This window comes from Xanthomonas citri pv. mangiferaeindicae, assembly GCA_002240395.1.
Taxonomy (GTDB): Bacteria; Pseudomonadota; Gammaproteobacteria; order Xanthomonadales; family Xanthomonadaceae; genus Luteimonas; species Luteimonas citri_A.
In genome coordinates, this window is sequence record CP016836.1 from 3,669,909 (window position 1) to 3,683,855 (window position 13,947).

Genomic DNA, 13,947 nt, shown 5'->3' on the forward strand with positions numbered 1-13,947 from the left:
GACCATCCTCGTTCGACATCGGGCGGTTACGGCGCTGCGGCGTCGGTCGGCTGCGGTGGCGGCATCGATGCCGGCCGCGCGCATCCGTGGTGGGGACCGTCGCCGTCGAGCGTCAGCAACGCCGTCAGCGGAAACCGTGCGCCGGACATGTCGTCCTCGCAGCGCATGCGGCGGACGATGAGGACCACCTCGCCTGCGTCGTCCCGGGCCTCGATGCGCCGACCATCCGCGGTCATCGACGACGACGCGTTCGCGAACCGGCGTGCCGGCCCGTCGATGCCGGTGACCAAGACCGTGTCGCCTTCGATCCGGGCCTGCCAGAACGGCTCGTTGGTCGATACGACGACATCCCCCTCCACGGCCGCGACCTCGGCGCGTTCGCCGACGTCTTCGGTCGCCGCCGATGGGTCGGAACGTGCGGCAGTCTCGCCGCTCGGCTGGCAGGCGGCCAGCGACACCGCGCACAGCGCGAGGGAACAGGCGAAAGCACGATGTGTGCGCATGGGTTGCCTCGTCAGGGTGGCCACAGAGGGTGCAGGCCAGGATGTTCGCATCCGGTCACGACGCCATCGAGGCCCCTGCGCACCTGGCATTGACGTGGGCCGGTCCACGATGGCGGCACGTCACCGGGTGCGCCCGGCGGCGTTCGACCACGAACGAGGACTCGCCATGCGCCACGCCGCCCTGCCCGTCGCCCTGCTTGGATTGGCCCTTGCCGCCTGTTCGAACGACCGCGTCGACCAGACGCCCGCCAATCCCGCCTCGCCGCCCCCCGCCCCTGCGGCGATGGAGGCACCACCCCCACCGGCTCGCTCGCCGCCCGCGAAGCGGAGGGCGCGCCGCCATCGACGGTCAGCTACCACTGCGACGACCGCACCTATACCGTCGCCTACGAAGACGACGGCGACACCGCGCTGATGCAGCTGGACGGCCGCACCCTGACCTTGCGCACGACGCCGGCCGCAAGCGGTGCCCGCTATGCGGACGACGACGGCAATGTGCTGTGGACCAAGGGGGCGGACGAGGCCGACATCACCGTCGACGGCCTGCCGGCGCAGACCTGTCGGACATCGGTAGAGACCGCCGGCTGACCGGGTGTCCACGCGGCCTTCACACCCGGCGCGCAGGGGACGGGTAGCCTGCGAACGCGCCTCCCCCATGTCCGTCCCAGGTGTCCACACGCAAGGAGACGATCATGCGCCACGCCCCACCCCTGCTCATCGCAGTCCTGGGTTTCGCCCTCGCCGGCTGCTCGCCTGCACAGGCGCCAGCCGACGACACCGTGCCGCCGCCTGCAACCGATGCGTCCTCCGGTGCGATGACGCCGCCGGATCCCGAAACGCCGTCCACCGACGCTGCGCCCATTGCACGCGTGGTGCACTACGACTGCGAGGGCACGCCGGTCGATGCGACCTTCGATGGCCGCGGTCAGGCCAGCGTGGCCATTGACGGTACCCATGTGGTGCTGCGCACCGAGAGCGACCCGGCGATGCAAGGCGCCCGATACGCCGACGAACAGGGCACCGTGCTGTGGACCCGCGGCGCGAACGACGCGATCCTGCTACGCAGCGGCCATCCCGACCGGGTATGCACCGGGACGCCGGGCACGCCCTGATCCCCGCGCCTCCCGGCAGACGGGGTTGAGCTGCGGATCGCGCCGCGTGCGTGCCATCGCCCCGCATGCAGCTGGCATGCGGGGCGACCGCGTTCAATCGGGTCCGTTGCGTGCCGCGATGGCCTCCAGAGACGCCTGCAGTCGCGCGCGCGGCCACCACTGACCGCGCGCCATCACGCCGACCGGAACGCGTGCGTGCGCCAGGTCCTCGCGCGGATCACCCTCGAGCAGCACCAGGTCGGCGCGTCGCCCCACCTCGATCGTGCCGAAGGCCTCCGGCGTGCCGAGTGCGCGTGCCGGATTGCGGGTGCCGGTGACCAGCACCTCGTAGGGCGTCAGGCCTGCGGCCTGCATCATGGTCATCTCGCGATGGAGCGAAAACCCGGGCACATTGAAGAACTGCGGCGCATCCGATCCCAGCGCGATCGGCGCCCCGCCATCGTGCAACGCCTTGAGCAATTGCCGACGCAAGACCACCAGTCGTGCGGCCGCCTCGGGCTGGAAGTCCGGGCGCTGGGCGTACTCGCGCTTGGCGCGCAGCCAGCGCGCGCGCTCGGTGGCCGGCATGTAGCGCATCTCCGGCCACGCGATCATGCGTTCGGGCGCCTCGGTCGAGGCCATGTGCTCGACCAGGCTCAACGTCGGCACGTTCCAGGTGCCGGCCGCGACCGTGCGGCTGACGGCCTCGTCGATGCGCGTCGGGTCCACACGGTCGATCCAGGCGCTGCCGAACCAGCCGGCCTGGGTATCGGTGATCGGCGCACCGGGGACCAGAAATTCGACGTAGCGATCGAGATGATCGATCGACGCCTGGCCAGCCTCGAGCGCAGCCACAAGTCCGACCCCGGACGGGATGTGCCCGGCGAACGGCACGCCCAGCATGTCGGCTGTGCGCGCCATGGCCGGATAGGCATCGGCGGGGATGCTGCCGAGCTTGATCAATTGCGCGCCCGCAGCATGATGCGCCCGCACCTCCGCCTCGACCGCCGCGGCGTTCTCGCCACGGAGCCAGGGGCTGGCGACCACGAGCGTCGGCCCGGCCACCTCACCCGCTTCGATCCGCGACCGCAACGCCGGATGCGACGGATCGCCGGACATGTTGCGCACCAGCGTCACGCCGTTGGCCAGATACAGCAGCAGCGTGTCCTCGACCTCCTGCGGCCGATCTGCGCCGGGCACGTGCCCATGCATCTCCGCAAGGCCCGGCATCAGCACCCGGCCCGTGCCGTCGATCCGCTGGGCATCGGCCGGCACGCGCACCTGCGCCGACGGCGCCACCTCGACGATGCGACCGTCGCGCACCACCACCGTGTGGTCGTCGAGCCGCCGATCGCGATCCATCGGCAGCACATCCACACCGACAAAGGCAACCGTGCGCGCTGCGACGGGCGCGACGTCGGTGGCTTGCGCAGCGCACGCAGCGAACGCGGTCGTCAACAGCGTCAGCAACGCCCGGCCGGGCCGCCTCATGGGTCGGGTGTCGCGTGCATCGCGACATTGAGCTGGTCGATGACCACGATCCAGTCTGCATCCTCGAGTCGCTCCTCGCGCAGCAACTGCGCCTGCGCGGGCGTCCAGAACGGCGCTTCCTCCAGTCGCATGTCGTCGGGCAAAGGCGCATGGCGGGCGATGAAGGCGCGGATCGACGCTTCGTCATCGGGCAGCCCGAGCTGGACGAAGAGTTCGGAGAAAGGGTGCACAGTCGGTTCCACGGACATCCTCGGTGGGGCAAGCGGTGACGCCCACCCTAGCCGCGCCCGCGTCAACGTGGCTTGAGTATCGAACGTGCTCCACTCGATTCGGCTTGCCAAAAAAGGCGCGTCGTCGACGCACCCAAAACCGGGGTCAGAGTGCAATTTCGCAAGGCGAATTGCACTCTGACCCCGGTTTCTGACGGCGAAGACCCGCCCGCGTTTGGGATGGACATAAAAAAACCGCCGGCAAGCCGGCGGTCGTGGCGCTGCGCTCGAGAGCGTCGTCAACTCGTCACTTTCTTGGCGACCGTCAGGCCGAGCACGAACAGCACGACGGCGATGATGATCGCTGCCCAGAACAGGAACTTGGCAATGCCCATCGAGGCACCGGCGACGCCGGTGAACCCAAGGGCACCTGCGATCAGGCCGATGACGGCGAAAATAATGGCCCACTTGATCATGTCGTTCTCCATACGTCGGTAATTGCACGACGTGGCATTCGTCGCGTCGGCGGACCGCAGTCTGTGACCGGGGGAGTGCGGCTGGCGTGAACACGCCCCGCCACGGGAAGCGGCCGCTCTGCGCCACAACGCCGTCGAGACGGCGGCCAGCCAGCCCAGGATCAACACCACCACGGTCTTCTGGGCGAGCCCACGCGGTGCGTCGCGCCAAAGCGCCAACACCCAGATCGATGCGAAACACAGCAAGGCCCACGGCAGCGCCCAGCGCGCGGTCGTCCGCCAGGCGACATCGCCGCGCAGGCGCAACGCCTGCAGCACCATGCCGGCGGTCGCGAACAGGAACGCGCCCTGCGCCGAGACGCCATGGATCAGGCCTTCGAGCGTGCTGTCGATGCCGGGCAGGTCCATCCAGGCGTAGGCGGTCGTCGCCAGCGACGCGCCACCCAGCGCGAACAGCAGCAGCGGCGCGGTGCTGCGCGCGCCCTCGCTGCTCGCCTGCCACAGCCCCCAGCCGAGTGCAGCCATCCCGATCGCGAGCACGACATAGGCCGCCTGCAGCAGCGGGCCCCAGTTGCCGATCAGATACAGGCTCATCTGGCTGTGCACCGGATCGAGGTCGGGGCGCAGGCCGTGCAACGCGAGCGCGCTCGCACCGAAGGTTGCCAAGCTTGCCAGCGCCATCAGTGCACAAGCCCGTGCACCGGTCTGGTCGAGGGGCCTATCGATGGCGGCAGCGGGCTGGGACATGGCAGGACGATCACGCAGGGGGCGCCATTCTAGGCGCGCTGCGCCGGCGCGCCATCGTCACGCCGCGCGACACGATGCCAGGCACGATGTGCGCCTCTGTCCGGCCGACCCGACCCGATGGCCCGCCCACGCGACGATCGCAACCGCCACGCCGCCGCCCATCTGCCCGGGCTGACGATCGACAGCTGCAACCTGGCCTTGCGCGATGCCGAGGGCGAGGGCTTCATCGGCGACCGCGCCAGCCAGCGCGCGTTCCGCGCCCTGCTCGACCAGCGCCGCCGCCACCATTTCACCGGCGGCCGTGATCCTTTCGGACGCACGCCAACCGACGCGATCGGCAAGAAGGAGATCGACCTGGTGCTGGTCGGCGGCGACCCCGACGCGGCGCATCTGGTCCACGCCGCGATCGAAGACCACGCCGAGCGACTGGCGGGCGTGATCCGTTGCTTCCTCGCGCAGCCCGAATGGGACGGCGTCAAGCGCATCGTCATCGGCGGCGGCTTCCCGGGCAACCGCACCGGCGCGTTGTCGGTGCGCCGTGCCGCGCGCCTGCTCAAGCTCGCGCGCGCCGGTGTTGACCTGACCCTGCTGCGCCACGATGGCGACGATGCCGGCCTGCTGGGCTGGGTGCCGTTGGCGCCCGCGCGGATCCAGCACTATGACGCGTTCCTCGCGGTCGATATCGGCGGCACCAACATCCGTTGTGGCCTGGTCGCCCCGCGCCTGGAGCAACGCGAGGACGGCAGTCGCGCGCAGGTGATCGAGCGCACGCAGTGGCGGCATGCCAATGACGCCCCCGATCGCGAGACCGCGATGACCCGGATCGCGGCGATGCTCAACGGCCTGATCGCCCACGCCCGCACGCGCGGTCTGCGATTGGCCCCATTCGTCGGGGTCGCCTGTCCGGGCGAAATCGCGCACGACGGCGCCATCCTCCACGGCGCGCACAATCTGCCCGGCAACTGGGAGGCCGCCGATTTCCGGGTGGCCGACGCCTTGCAGGCGCACCTGGACCGGATTGGCGGCCGCACGCCCCTGGTACGCTTGCACAACGACGCTGTCGTTCAGGGCTTGAGCGAGCGCCCACGCATGACCGGTGTGCGCCGCTGGGGCGTGCTGACGATCGGCACCGGTCTGGGCAACGCCAGCTACACGAACCGGCGTTCCTGAACCGCCCGACCCGCTGCCAACGGCTCCACAGCCGGGCGGTGTTATGCTAGGCGCCGGGCCCCTGGCCCATCCGTGCGTCCCGCGCGACCGCCCTGGCCGCCGCCTCGCTTCCCCCATGTGTGACCGCCCGCTCTGGGCGACGCTCCCCAGGAAGCGTGATGACCCGCTGCGTCCCTACCCCATTCACACCGTCCCCGATCCGCCGCCCGGTCCTGGGCCGATGACCGTGTCGAGTATCGACTGCGCGCGCTGCGACGCGGTCTGCTGCCGGCTGACGGTGGTGCTGCAGAGCGACGACGATGTGCCCGCCCGATTCGTCGACGTCACCGAGGCCGGCCTGCAGGTGATGGCCCGCGACGAGGAAGGCTGGTGCGTGGCCATCGATCCGGCGCGGATGTGCTGTTCGATCTACGACACCCGACCGGAGATCTGCCGGCGTTTCGAGATGGCAGGCCCCTACTGCCGCTCGGTCCGCGACGACTACGAAGACCGCGGACGACGCGGCATCCCCCTGGCGATGTACTGAAAGGAGCGTTCGATGTCCCGTACCAAGAAGACAGCAGCCCCGGCCGCAGCGGCCACCCCGACCACGGCGTCGAGCACCGGCCATCTGTTCGCCGGCCCGCGCAAGCCCGGCGACCGCGGCGCGAGCGTGACCAGCGACCGGATCGCAGCCGACCTGGCGCGCTTTCGCGCGGCCGGCGGCCGGATCGAAGTGCTGGGCGTCACCCGCACGCTGATGCGCGTCGACGCCGAAGCGCCGAAGGCCGCCGCCAGCGCACCGAAGAAGGCCCGCGGCGGCTGAGGCCTGCACCCGGCCGCGATGCCGGGCGTGCGACCCTGCGGCCGATCTCGCCGTGGAAGCCGCCATGTCCCTGACCCCGCCCGTGGTGCCGCTCGAGCCGTCGCCATTGCGCGACCGCGTGGTCGCGATCACCGGCGGCGCGCAAGGCATCGGTCGCGCAATCGCCCAGGCCGTGCTCGGTGCCGGCGGTCGCGTGGCGATCGGCGACCTGAACCGCGACGCCGGTGCCGCCTGCCTGGCCGAGTGGGATGTCGGCGATCGGGCCTGCTTCTTCCCGCTCGATGTCGCTCGCGAGGCGTCGGTGCGCGGTTTCTTCGCCAAGGCCATCGCGCGCATGAAAGGCCTCGACGGCCTGGTCAACAATGCTGGCCCAGCCAATCCGCACGTGACGGACCTGGCACGCCTGCCGCTGTCGCAGTGGCAGCGATTCATCGATGCGCACCTCACCGGCGCGTTCCTGTGCTGCAAGTACGCCCTGCCTGCGCTGCGCGCGCGACAGGGCGCGATCGTGTCGATCGCCTCCAGTCGCGTACTCCAGTCCGAAGCCCACACCGAAGCCTACGCCGCCGCCAAGGGCGGCGTGGTGGCCTTGACCCATGCCTTGGCGATCAGCGAAGGGCCACGCGTCCGTGTCAATGCGATCAGCCCCGGCTGGATCGCGACCGACGCTTGGCAGCGCCCCGCGGCGCGCCGTCGTCCGAAGCTGTCCAAGCGTGACCACGCCCAGCATCCGGTCGGGCGGGTCGGCACCCCGGAGGATGTCGCTGCGCTCGCGGTGTATCTGCTCTCACCCGCATCAGGCTTCGTGACTGGACAGCATGTCATCGTCGACGGCGGTATGGGCCGCAAGATGCAATACGCCTAAGCGACGACGCGGGCGTCACGCGACGCGCCCGCGGCTGAACCGCGACGCCACCAGACGCCGAATTTCATGTGCGGTTGCCCCGTGCGCTGCAAGCATCGCGACATCACCCCCGTGGAGATCGTCATGCACACGTTGCGCACACTTGCCTGTCTCGGCCTGTTTTCGCTGGCTGCGGCCGGAACCGCCCACGCCCAGCACTACGGCCCGCAGGACGAAGGGCGCCGTTTCAACGACGGCAGCCGCGTGGTCTGCAAGGACGTCGAAGTCCAACGCAACAGCTCCGACCCCAATCGCATTGGTGGCACGGCCGCGGGCGCGGTCATCGGTGGCCTGATCGGCAACCAGATCGGCGGCGGCAATGGCCGCAAGCTCGCGACTGTCGGCGGTGCCGTGGCCGGTGGTGCGATCGGCCGCAACGTCCAGGGCAACCGTCAGGAAAGCCGCGGCGACCGCATCGTCGAGACGCGCTGCGATCGCGTGTATCGCTGAGCCTTCCCCATCCGTCAGACGAGCCGGCATGCCTTCAGGGATGCCGGCTTTTTTGTGCCTGAAACGATCCTTTCCGTCCCCCGCGCTACCGCCGCGCGCCACTGACGCCACACTTTCCCGGTTGCCGCATTGCGGCCCGTCTCTCTCTCAACCAGGAAAGCCCAGCATGTCCAACAATCCGTTCCTTGAAGCCTCGCGTCGTCGCCGCAGCCAGTACAGCCTCGGGCGTACGCTGCCGATCTCGCAGCAGGCGACCACCGAGCTGATCCAGGAGGCCGTGCGCCTGAGCCCGTCGTCGTTCAACTCGCAGAGCTCGCGGGCGGTGATCCTGTTCGGCGATCAGAGCCAGACCTTCTGGGACATCGTCAAGGACGCGCTGCGCGCCATCGTCCCGGCCGACGGCTTCGCCGCCACCGAGGCGAAGATCGACAGCTTCGCCGCCGGCGCCGGCACGGTGCTGTTCTACGAGGACCAGGACGTGGTCCGCGGTCTGCAGCAGCAGTTCCCGCTCTATGCGGACAACTTCCCGGTGTGGTCCGAGCACGCGAGTGCGATGGCGCAGTTCTCGGTCTGGACCGCGCTCGCCAATGCCGGCATCGGCGCCAGCCTGCAGCATTACAACCCACTGCCCGATGCTGCCGCGGCTGCGCAGTGGTCGCTGCCGGCAAGCTGGACGCTGCGCGCGCAGATGCCGTTCGGCTCGAACGAAGCGCCGTTCGGCGACAAGGATTTCATCGACGACGCGGTGCGGTTCCGCGTGCACGGCTGAGCACCATTGGCTTGCGGCGCCGAGCGACGGCGCCGCGGCCATCGCAACGGCGGCGACCCGCCGGCTACGACCATCGTCCCAACGCCTCGCATCGCATTCCCAGGGTATCGTCGGCGGCTTTTCCGTGTTCCGGAGTCGCCCGCATGTTCCAGCGCGCCACGCGCCTGTCCGTTCGCCTGGTCGAACGCTACCTGCCCGATGCCTACGTCTTCGTCCTGATCTTCACCGCGATCGCCGCTGCGGCCGCGCTCGCGATCGAACGCACAGCGCCCCTGGAGCTCGTGCGCCATTGGGGCAACGGCTTCTGGGAGCTGCTCGGTTTCTCGATGCAGATGCTGCTGGTGTTGGTGACCGGCTTCATCCTCGCCCGCACCCCGCCCGTCGCGCGGATGCTCACTGCGCTGGCCTCGCGCTGCCGCACGCCGCGCAATGCGATCGTGGTCGTCACGCTGGTGGCGCTGGTTGCCAACTGGATCAACTGGGGCTTCGGGCTGGTGATCGGGGCACTGTTCGCACGCGAGGTCGCCCGCCATGTGCGCGTGGATTACCGCCTGCTGGTCGCCAGTGCCTACTCCGGTTTCCTCGTGTGGCATGGCGGTCTGTCGGGATCGATCCCGTTGACGATTGCGACCGAGGGCCACTTCCTCCAGGAGACGATGGGACTGATCCCGACCAGCGAGACGATCTTCGCGCCGTTCAACCTGATGATCGTCGCGCTGCTGGCGATCGCGGTGCCACTGATCAACCGTGCGATGACGCCCAACGAACACGATGCGGTGCTCTTCTCGCCGCCCGACGACCCCGCGCCGCCCGCACTGGCGCACGACGCCACGCCGGCAGTGCGTCTCGAGCACGGCTGGCTTCTGTCGCTGGCGATCGGTGCGGCGGGCCTGGTCTACCTGGTCGACCACTTCGCCACCGGCGGCGGTCTCAATCTCAACATCGTCAACTATGGTTTCCTGATGCTGGGCATCGTGCTGCATCGCACGCCCGCCCGATTGCTCGCCGCACTGCAGGAAGCGATCAAGGGCGGTGCCGGCATCGTGGTGCAGTTCCCGTTCTACGCCGGGATCATGGCGATCCTGGTCGGCTCGGGGCTGGCCACGACGCTGTCGGAGTGGTTCGTCTCGTTCGCAAGCGCGTCGACGCTGCCGCTGTGGACGTTCCTGTCCGCCGGCCTGATCAACATGTTCGTGCCGTCCGGCGGCGGCCAGTGGGCCGTGCAGGCGCCGGTGATGGTGCCCGCCGCGCAGGCGCTCGACGCCGACCTTGCGCGCGTGGCAATGGCGGTCGCCTGGGGCGATGCGTGGACGAGCATGCTGCAGCCATTCTTCGCGCTGCCGCTGCTGGCGATCGCAGGACTGAAGATCAAAGACATCATGGGCTACTGCCTGATGCTGCTGTTCGCATCGGGCGTGATCATCGGCGCGGTGCTGCTGCTCGCCTGACGCGTCGGAAGGCCAACCGCTTCCCCCCACGAGGGCTTCTCCGGGTCTCGATCGGATCGCTGCGCGCGTCGGGTGGCACACCACCTCCCCCGCTTGCGGGTGGAGGTCGACGAAGGCGGCGGGCGGGGGCTTTGGCGACCAAAGCCGAACGCCATCGCATCGACCTGCGGCCCCCACCCAACCCTCCCCCGCACGCGGGGAGGGCTTTTCCCAGCCTCGATCGGATCGCTGCGCGCGTCGGGTGACGCACCACCTCCGCCGCTTGCGGGTGGAGGTCGACGCCGAAGGCGGCGGGTGGGGGCCGGGACTTTGGCGACCAAAGCCGCACACGAAAAAGCCGCCGGGGATCGTCCGGCGGCTTGGGGTCCGTCACTGCGGGCGGGCGGTCACCAGATCCGCACGCGGTCCTCGGGCGCGATCCACAGTGCATCGCCCTCGCGCACGTCGAATGCGTCGTACCACGCATCGACGTTGCGCAGCGGTGCGAAGGCGCGGATGTGGCCCGGCGAGTGAGTGCCGTTGACCAGCTGCTGGCGCAGTGCATCGTCACGCCACAGCGTGCGCCACACCTGCGCCCAGCCCATGAACAGCCGCTGCTCGCCGCTGAAGCCGTCGATCTCAGGCGCCGGCTTGCCGTCCAGCGAACGACGGTAGGCCTCCAGCGCGATCGTGATACCGCCCAGGTCACCGATGTTCTCGCCCATCGCGACCTTGCCGTTGATGTGCATGCCCGGCAGCTGCGGGAAGGTGTAGGCCTCGTACTGCGCGCCGAGCTTGGCCGCCTGCGCTTCGAACTTGGCCGCGTCCTCGGCCGTCCACCAGTCGCGCAGCACGCCCTCGCCGTCGGACTTGCGGCCCTGGTCGTCGAAGCCGTGGATGATCTCGTGGCCGATCACCCCGCCGATCGCGCCGTAGTTGACCGCCGGATCGGCCTCGGGATCGAAGAACGGCGGCTGCAGGATCGCGGCCGGAAACACGATCTCGTTCTTGACCGAGTTGTAGTAGGCGTTGACCGTCTGCGGGGTCATGCCCCACTCGCCCTTGTCGACCTCCTTGCCCAAGCGGTTGCGGCGGTAATCCCACTCGAACGCCATCGAGCGCTCGGCATTGCCGAACACGTCCCCGGGCTCGACCACCAGGCCGCTGTAGTCGCGCCACTGATCCGGGTGCCCGATCTTCAGGCCGAACCCGTCGAGCTTCCTGCGCGCCTCGGCCTTGGTCGCCGGGCCCATCCAGTCGAGCTGCTCGAGCCGCGCGCCCATCGCCACCTTCACGTTGGCGACCAGCGCGTCCATCTTGGCCTTGGCATCGGCCGGGAAGTACAGCGCGACATAGTCGCGGCCGATCGCCTCGCCCATGGTGTTCTCGGCGAATGCCACGCCGCGCTTCCAGCGCTCCTGCTCCTCGGGCTGGCCGGACAGGAACTTGTTGCGGAACTCGAAGCGCGCATCGGAGAACGCCTTCGACAGCAGCGGCGCGGCATTGTCGATGGTGTGGAACGCCTGCCAGGCCTGCAGCGTGGCGACGTCGGTCTGGCCGAAGATCGCGGCCAGCTTCGGAATCGCGGTGCTCTGGCGCACGACCGCACGCGGCGCCTGCGGCACGCCGGCGGCGGCGAAATATGTCGCCCACGGGAAGCCCGGCGCGGTGGTCGCGAAAGCCGACAGCTCGACGGGGTTGTAGGTCTTGTCGCGGTCGCGGCTCTCGGCGCGGGTCCAGTGCGCCTCGGCGATCTTGGTCTCCAGCGCGAGGATCGCTTCGGCATTGCGCTGCGGATCCGCCCAGCCACCCAGTTCGAGCATCTGCGCGATATAGGCCTGGTAGCGCTCGCGCTGCGGCGCGAAGGCCTCGCGCAGGTACATCTCGCGATCACCCAGGCCCAGGCCCGACTGGCTCATGTACAGCGTGTAGCGGTCGGGGTCGCGTTGGTCGTCGGACACGCCCAGGCCGAAGAAGCTGCGACCGAAGTCGCCCTGGCTCTGACCCATCAGCCGGGCCAGCGCGTCCTTGTCGCCGGCGGCGCGGATCGCGGCGAGCTTGGGCGCGAGCGGCTGCGCGCCCAGCGCCTCGATCGCAGCCTGGTCCATGAAGCCCGCATACAGCGTGGCGACCTTGGCGCGGTCGGGATGCGCGGTGTCGGCCGCGTCGTAACCCTCGACCAGCTGACGCACGCGCGCCTCCGACAGATCGCGCAGCACCAGGAACGCGCCATAGCTCGACTTGTCGGACGGGATCTGCGTGGTCTTGGCCCAGTTGCCGCTCACGTAGCCGAAGAAGTCCTCGCCCGGCCGCACCGAGGTGTCCATGCCCGCGGTGTCGATGCCCCAGGTGCCCATGCGCTGCGCAGCGACGGGAGCGCCCGAGGCGGAGGTGCCGCCGGCGCTTGGCTCGCTCGCGAACAACGCCTGCAGCGTGCAGGTCTCCTCGAGACAGCGGTGGTCGTGGGCAGCGGCGGTGGCCGCCATCGTCATCGCCACGGCGGTCGCCGCGGACAGCAGGGTCTTCTTCAAGCGCGATCTCCATCGAAACACGGTCGGAAAGCCGTCAACGGCGAGTGCCGGGCGGCCGACTGCCAAGCATACCGGGCACGCTGCGACCGCGCCCCGGCCATTGGTCACCCGCGTACTCAGCCTCCAGCGAGCACACGCACCGTCTGTGTCAGCCGGTGCGTGGCACCGGGCGCCAGCGCGACGACATCGGGCCCGGCATTGGCCGCCTCCAGACACAGAAACCCGCGCCAGGCCTGACCGATGTCGTCCATGCGTGCGGCGGCCGTCGCGCCCGGGTTCCAGACCACCAGCGACCGGCTGCCGGCGACGTCGAGCGCGATCCTGCGGCCCAGGCCCGGGTCGTCGAGGATGTAGCGCCCCCGCGCATCGACGTAGATGTAGTCGCTACGACCGGGGTCGCGGGGATCGTCGAACCGCCAGTCTCCGGCCTGCACATGCGCGGCGTAGCCGTCGTTCTTGTCGAGATAGGTCAGGCCGTCGAGCCCGCGGACACGGACCTGGGCGACATCGGAGACACGGAAGTAGGTGTGCAGCGCCTGCGTGATCGCAACCGGACGCGGGCCGGTGTTGGTGGTCGTCAGCGTCTGTTCCAGCGCCTGGCCGATGCGCAGCGTCATCCGCAGCTGCAGCCCCAGCTCCGGGAAATCCGGCGGTGCCAGTTCGATGGCGACGCTGCCGTCGTCGGCGCGCGCGGCCGCGAGCACCCGCCAGCGCACCGTGCGCACGAATCCGTGCGCCGGCACCTCGCCGGTCTGCCCCTGCCGGCCGAAGTACGGCCACACCACGGGCGTACCGCCACGGATCGCGTCCGGCAGTGGCTTGACCGACGGCGACAGCCACAGCGCGTCCTCCTGCCCGGCCGGCACATACGACAACAGATGCCCGCCGTGCAGCGCGATCGCAGCCGTCGCCAGCGGCGTCTCCACCAGCAGCGCCTCGATGCCGGCATAGCGGCCCAGCCGCAAACCGTCGACATCAGGCAGTGCGGGCGGCACCGCCGCTGCCGCCGCGGCGACGGCGGCGGGATAGCCGCTGGGTACAGCGAATGCGGTCTCGGAGATGGACGGGGTCGTAGGCAAGACGGTCTCCTGCGCCGGCGACGGGTCGCGCAGCGCAGTGCTGCCGGCGCATCCGGCGAGCAGTCCGCAACACAGCAACCACAGACGAATCGGCATTGGGGGGCAAGGGGCGGAAGTCGGATCGCCCAGCTTAGCTGGCTGCATGCGCGACGTGCAGCGCGCTGTGCGCGTCGGTGCGCCATGTGTCCAAAAACGTAGGCATCGGCGCATCTGTGTGCTGCCGCGCAACATGTTCGCCCCATGCGCGATGGAGATTTCACCCGACACAAACGCCAATCCGTGACCCCGATCGCGG

14 protein-coding genes are annotated in these 13,947 nt (G+C 69.7%); 8 read left to right on the forward strand and 6 right to left on the reverse strand.

Translation table 11 applies throughout. The annotated features are described in order from the left end of the window. Positions 1-26 precede the first annotated feature (26 nt). Positions 27-458, reverse strand: coding sequence for a hypothetical protein (locus tag BEN78_15990; GenBank protein ID ASR44641.1), 432 nt, complete (start codon positions 456-458; stop codon positions 27-29). A gap of 713 nt (positions 459-1,171) precedes the next feature. On the opposite strand from BEN78_15990, the gene BEN78_15995 reads away from it, so the two are divergent. Next, the gene (locus BEN78_15995; protein ID ASR44642.1) at positions 1,172-1,615 is read left to right on the forward strand and encodes a hypothetical protein; all 444 of its coding nucleotides are present in this window, start codon (positions 1,172-1,174) and stop codon (positions 1,613-1,615) included. A gap of 93 nt (positions 1,616-1,708) precedes the next feature. On the opposite strand, the gene BEN78_16000 is transcribed toward BEN78_15995, so the two are convergent. The 3 genes from BEN78_16000 to BEN78_16010 form a co-directional block, all read right to left on the reverse strand. Then, positions 1,709-3,085 (reverse strand): hypothetical protein, encoded by a 1,377-nt coding sequence (locus tag BEN78_16000; protein ID ASR44643.1) that lies wholly within the window; start codon positions 3,083-3,085, stop codon positions 1,709-1,711. Then, entirely contained in the window at positions 3,082-3,327 is a 246-nt protein-coding gene (locus BEN78_16005; protein ID ASR45196.1) for a hypothetical protein, read from the reverse strand. The genes BEN78_16000 and BEN78_16005 overlap by 4 nt, the downstream gene beginning before the upstream one ends. 266 nt (positions 3,328-3,593) lie before the next feature. Continuing rightward, the gene (locus BEN78_16010; protein ID ASR44644.1) at positions 3,594-4,451 is read right to left on the reverse strand and encodes a hypothetical protein; all 858 of its coding nucleotides are present in this window, start codon (positions 4,449-4,451) and stop codon (positions 3,594-3,596) included. Positions 4,452-4,634: 183 nt separating this feature from the next. Between BEN78_16010 and BEN78_16015 the strand changes: the two genes are divergently transcribed. The 7 genes from BEN78_16015 (at position 4,635) to BEN78_16045 (ending at position 10,063) form a co-directional block, all read left to right on the forward strand. After that, entirely contained in the window at positions 4,635-5,687 is a 1,053-nt protein-coding gene (locus BEN78_16015; protein ID ASR44645.1) for a hypothetical protein, read from the forward strand. 220 nt (positions 5,688-5,907) lie between these two features. Further along, positions 5,908-6,213, forward strand: coding sequence for a hypothetical protein (locus BEN78_16020; protein ID ASR44646.1), 306 nt, complete (start codon positions 5,908-5,910; stop codon positions 6,211-6,213). Between the two features lie 12 nt (positions 6,214-6,225). Beyond that, positions 6,226-6,492, forward strand: coding sequence for a hypothetical protein (locus BEN78_16025; protein ASR44647.1), 267 nt, complete (start codon positions 6,226-6,228; stop codon positions 6,490-6,492). Positions 6,493-6,556: 64 nt separating this feature from the next. Next, positions 6,557-7,357, forward strand: coding sequence for a hypothetical protein (locus tag BEN78_16030; GenBank protein ID ASR44648.1), 801 nt, complete (start codon positions 6,557-6,559; stop codon positions 7,355-7,357). 123 nt (positions 7,358-7,480) lie between these two features. Further along, on the forward strand, positions 7,481-7,846 hold the full coding sequence (locus tag BEN78_16035; GenBank protein ID ASR45197.1) for a hypothetical protein: 366 nt from the start codon (positions 7,481-7,483) through the stop codon (positions 7,844-7,846). A 166-nt stretch (positions 7,847-8,012) separates the two neighbouring features. After that, positions 8,013-8,615 carry a nitroreductase gene (locus tag BEN78_16040; GenBank protein ID ASR44649.1) on the forward strand — a complete coding sequence of 201 codons (603 nt, stop codon included), beginning with the start codon at positions 8,013-8,015 and terminating at the stop codon, positions 8,613-8,615. 143 nt (positions 8,616-8,758) lie between these two features. Then, positions 8,759-10,063: a short-chain fatty acid transporter gene (locus BEN78_16045; protein ID ASR44650.1), complete on the forward strand. Its 1,305-nt coding sequence runs from the start codon at positions 8,759-8,761 to the stop codon at positions 10,061-10,063. A 386-nt stretch (positions 10,064-10,449) separates the two neighbouring features. Here the strand turns inward: BEN78_16045 and BEN78_16050 are convergent, their stop codons facing one another. Then, the gene (locus BEN78_16050) at positions 10,450-12,573 is read right to left on the reverse strand and encodes a peptidase M13 (GenBank protein ASR44651.1); all 2,124 of its coding nucleotides are present in this window, start codon (positions 12,571-12,573) and stop codon (positions 10,450-10,452) included. Positions 12,574-12,689: 116 nt separating this feature from the next. Then, on the reverse strand, positions 12,690-13,748 hold the full coding sequence (locus tag BEN78_16055; GenBank protein ID ASR44652.1) for a D-hexose-6-phosphate mutarotase: 1,059 nt from the start codon (positions 13,746-13,748) through the stop codon (positions 12,690-12,692). Positions 13,749-13,947 lie beyond the last annotated feature (199 nt).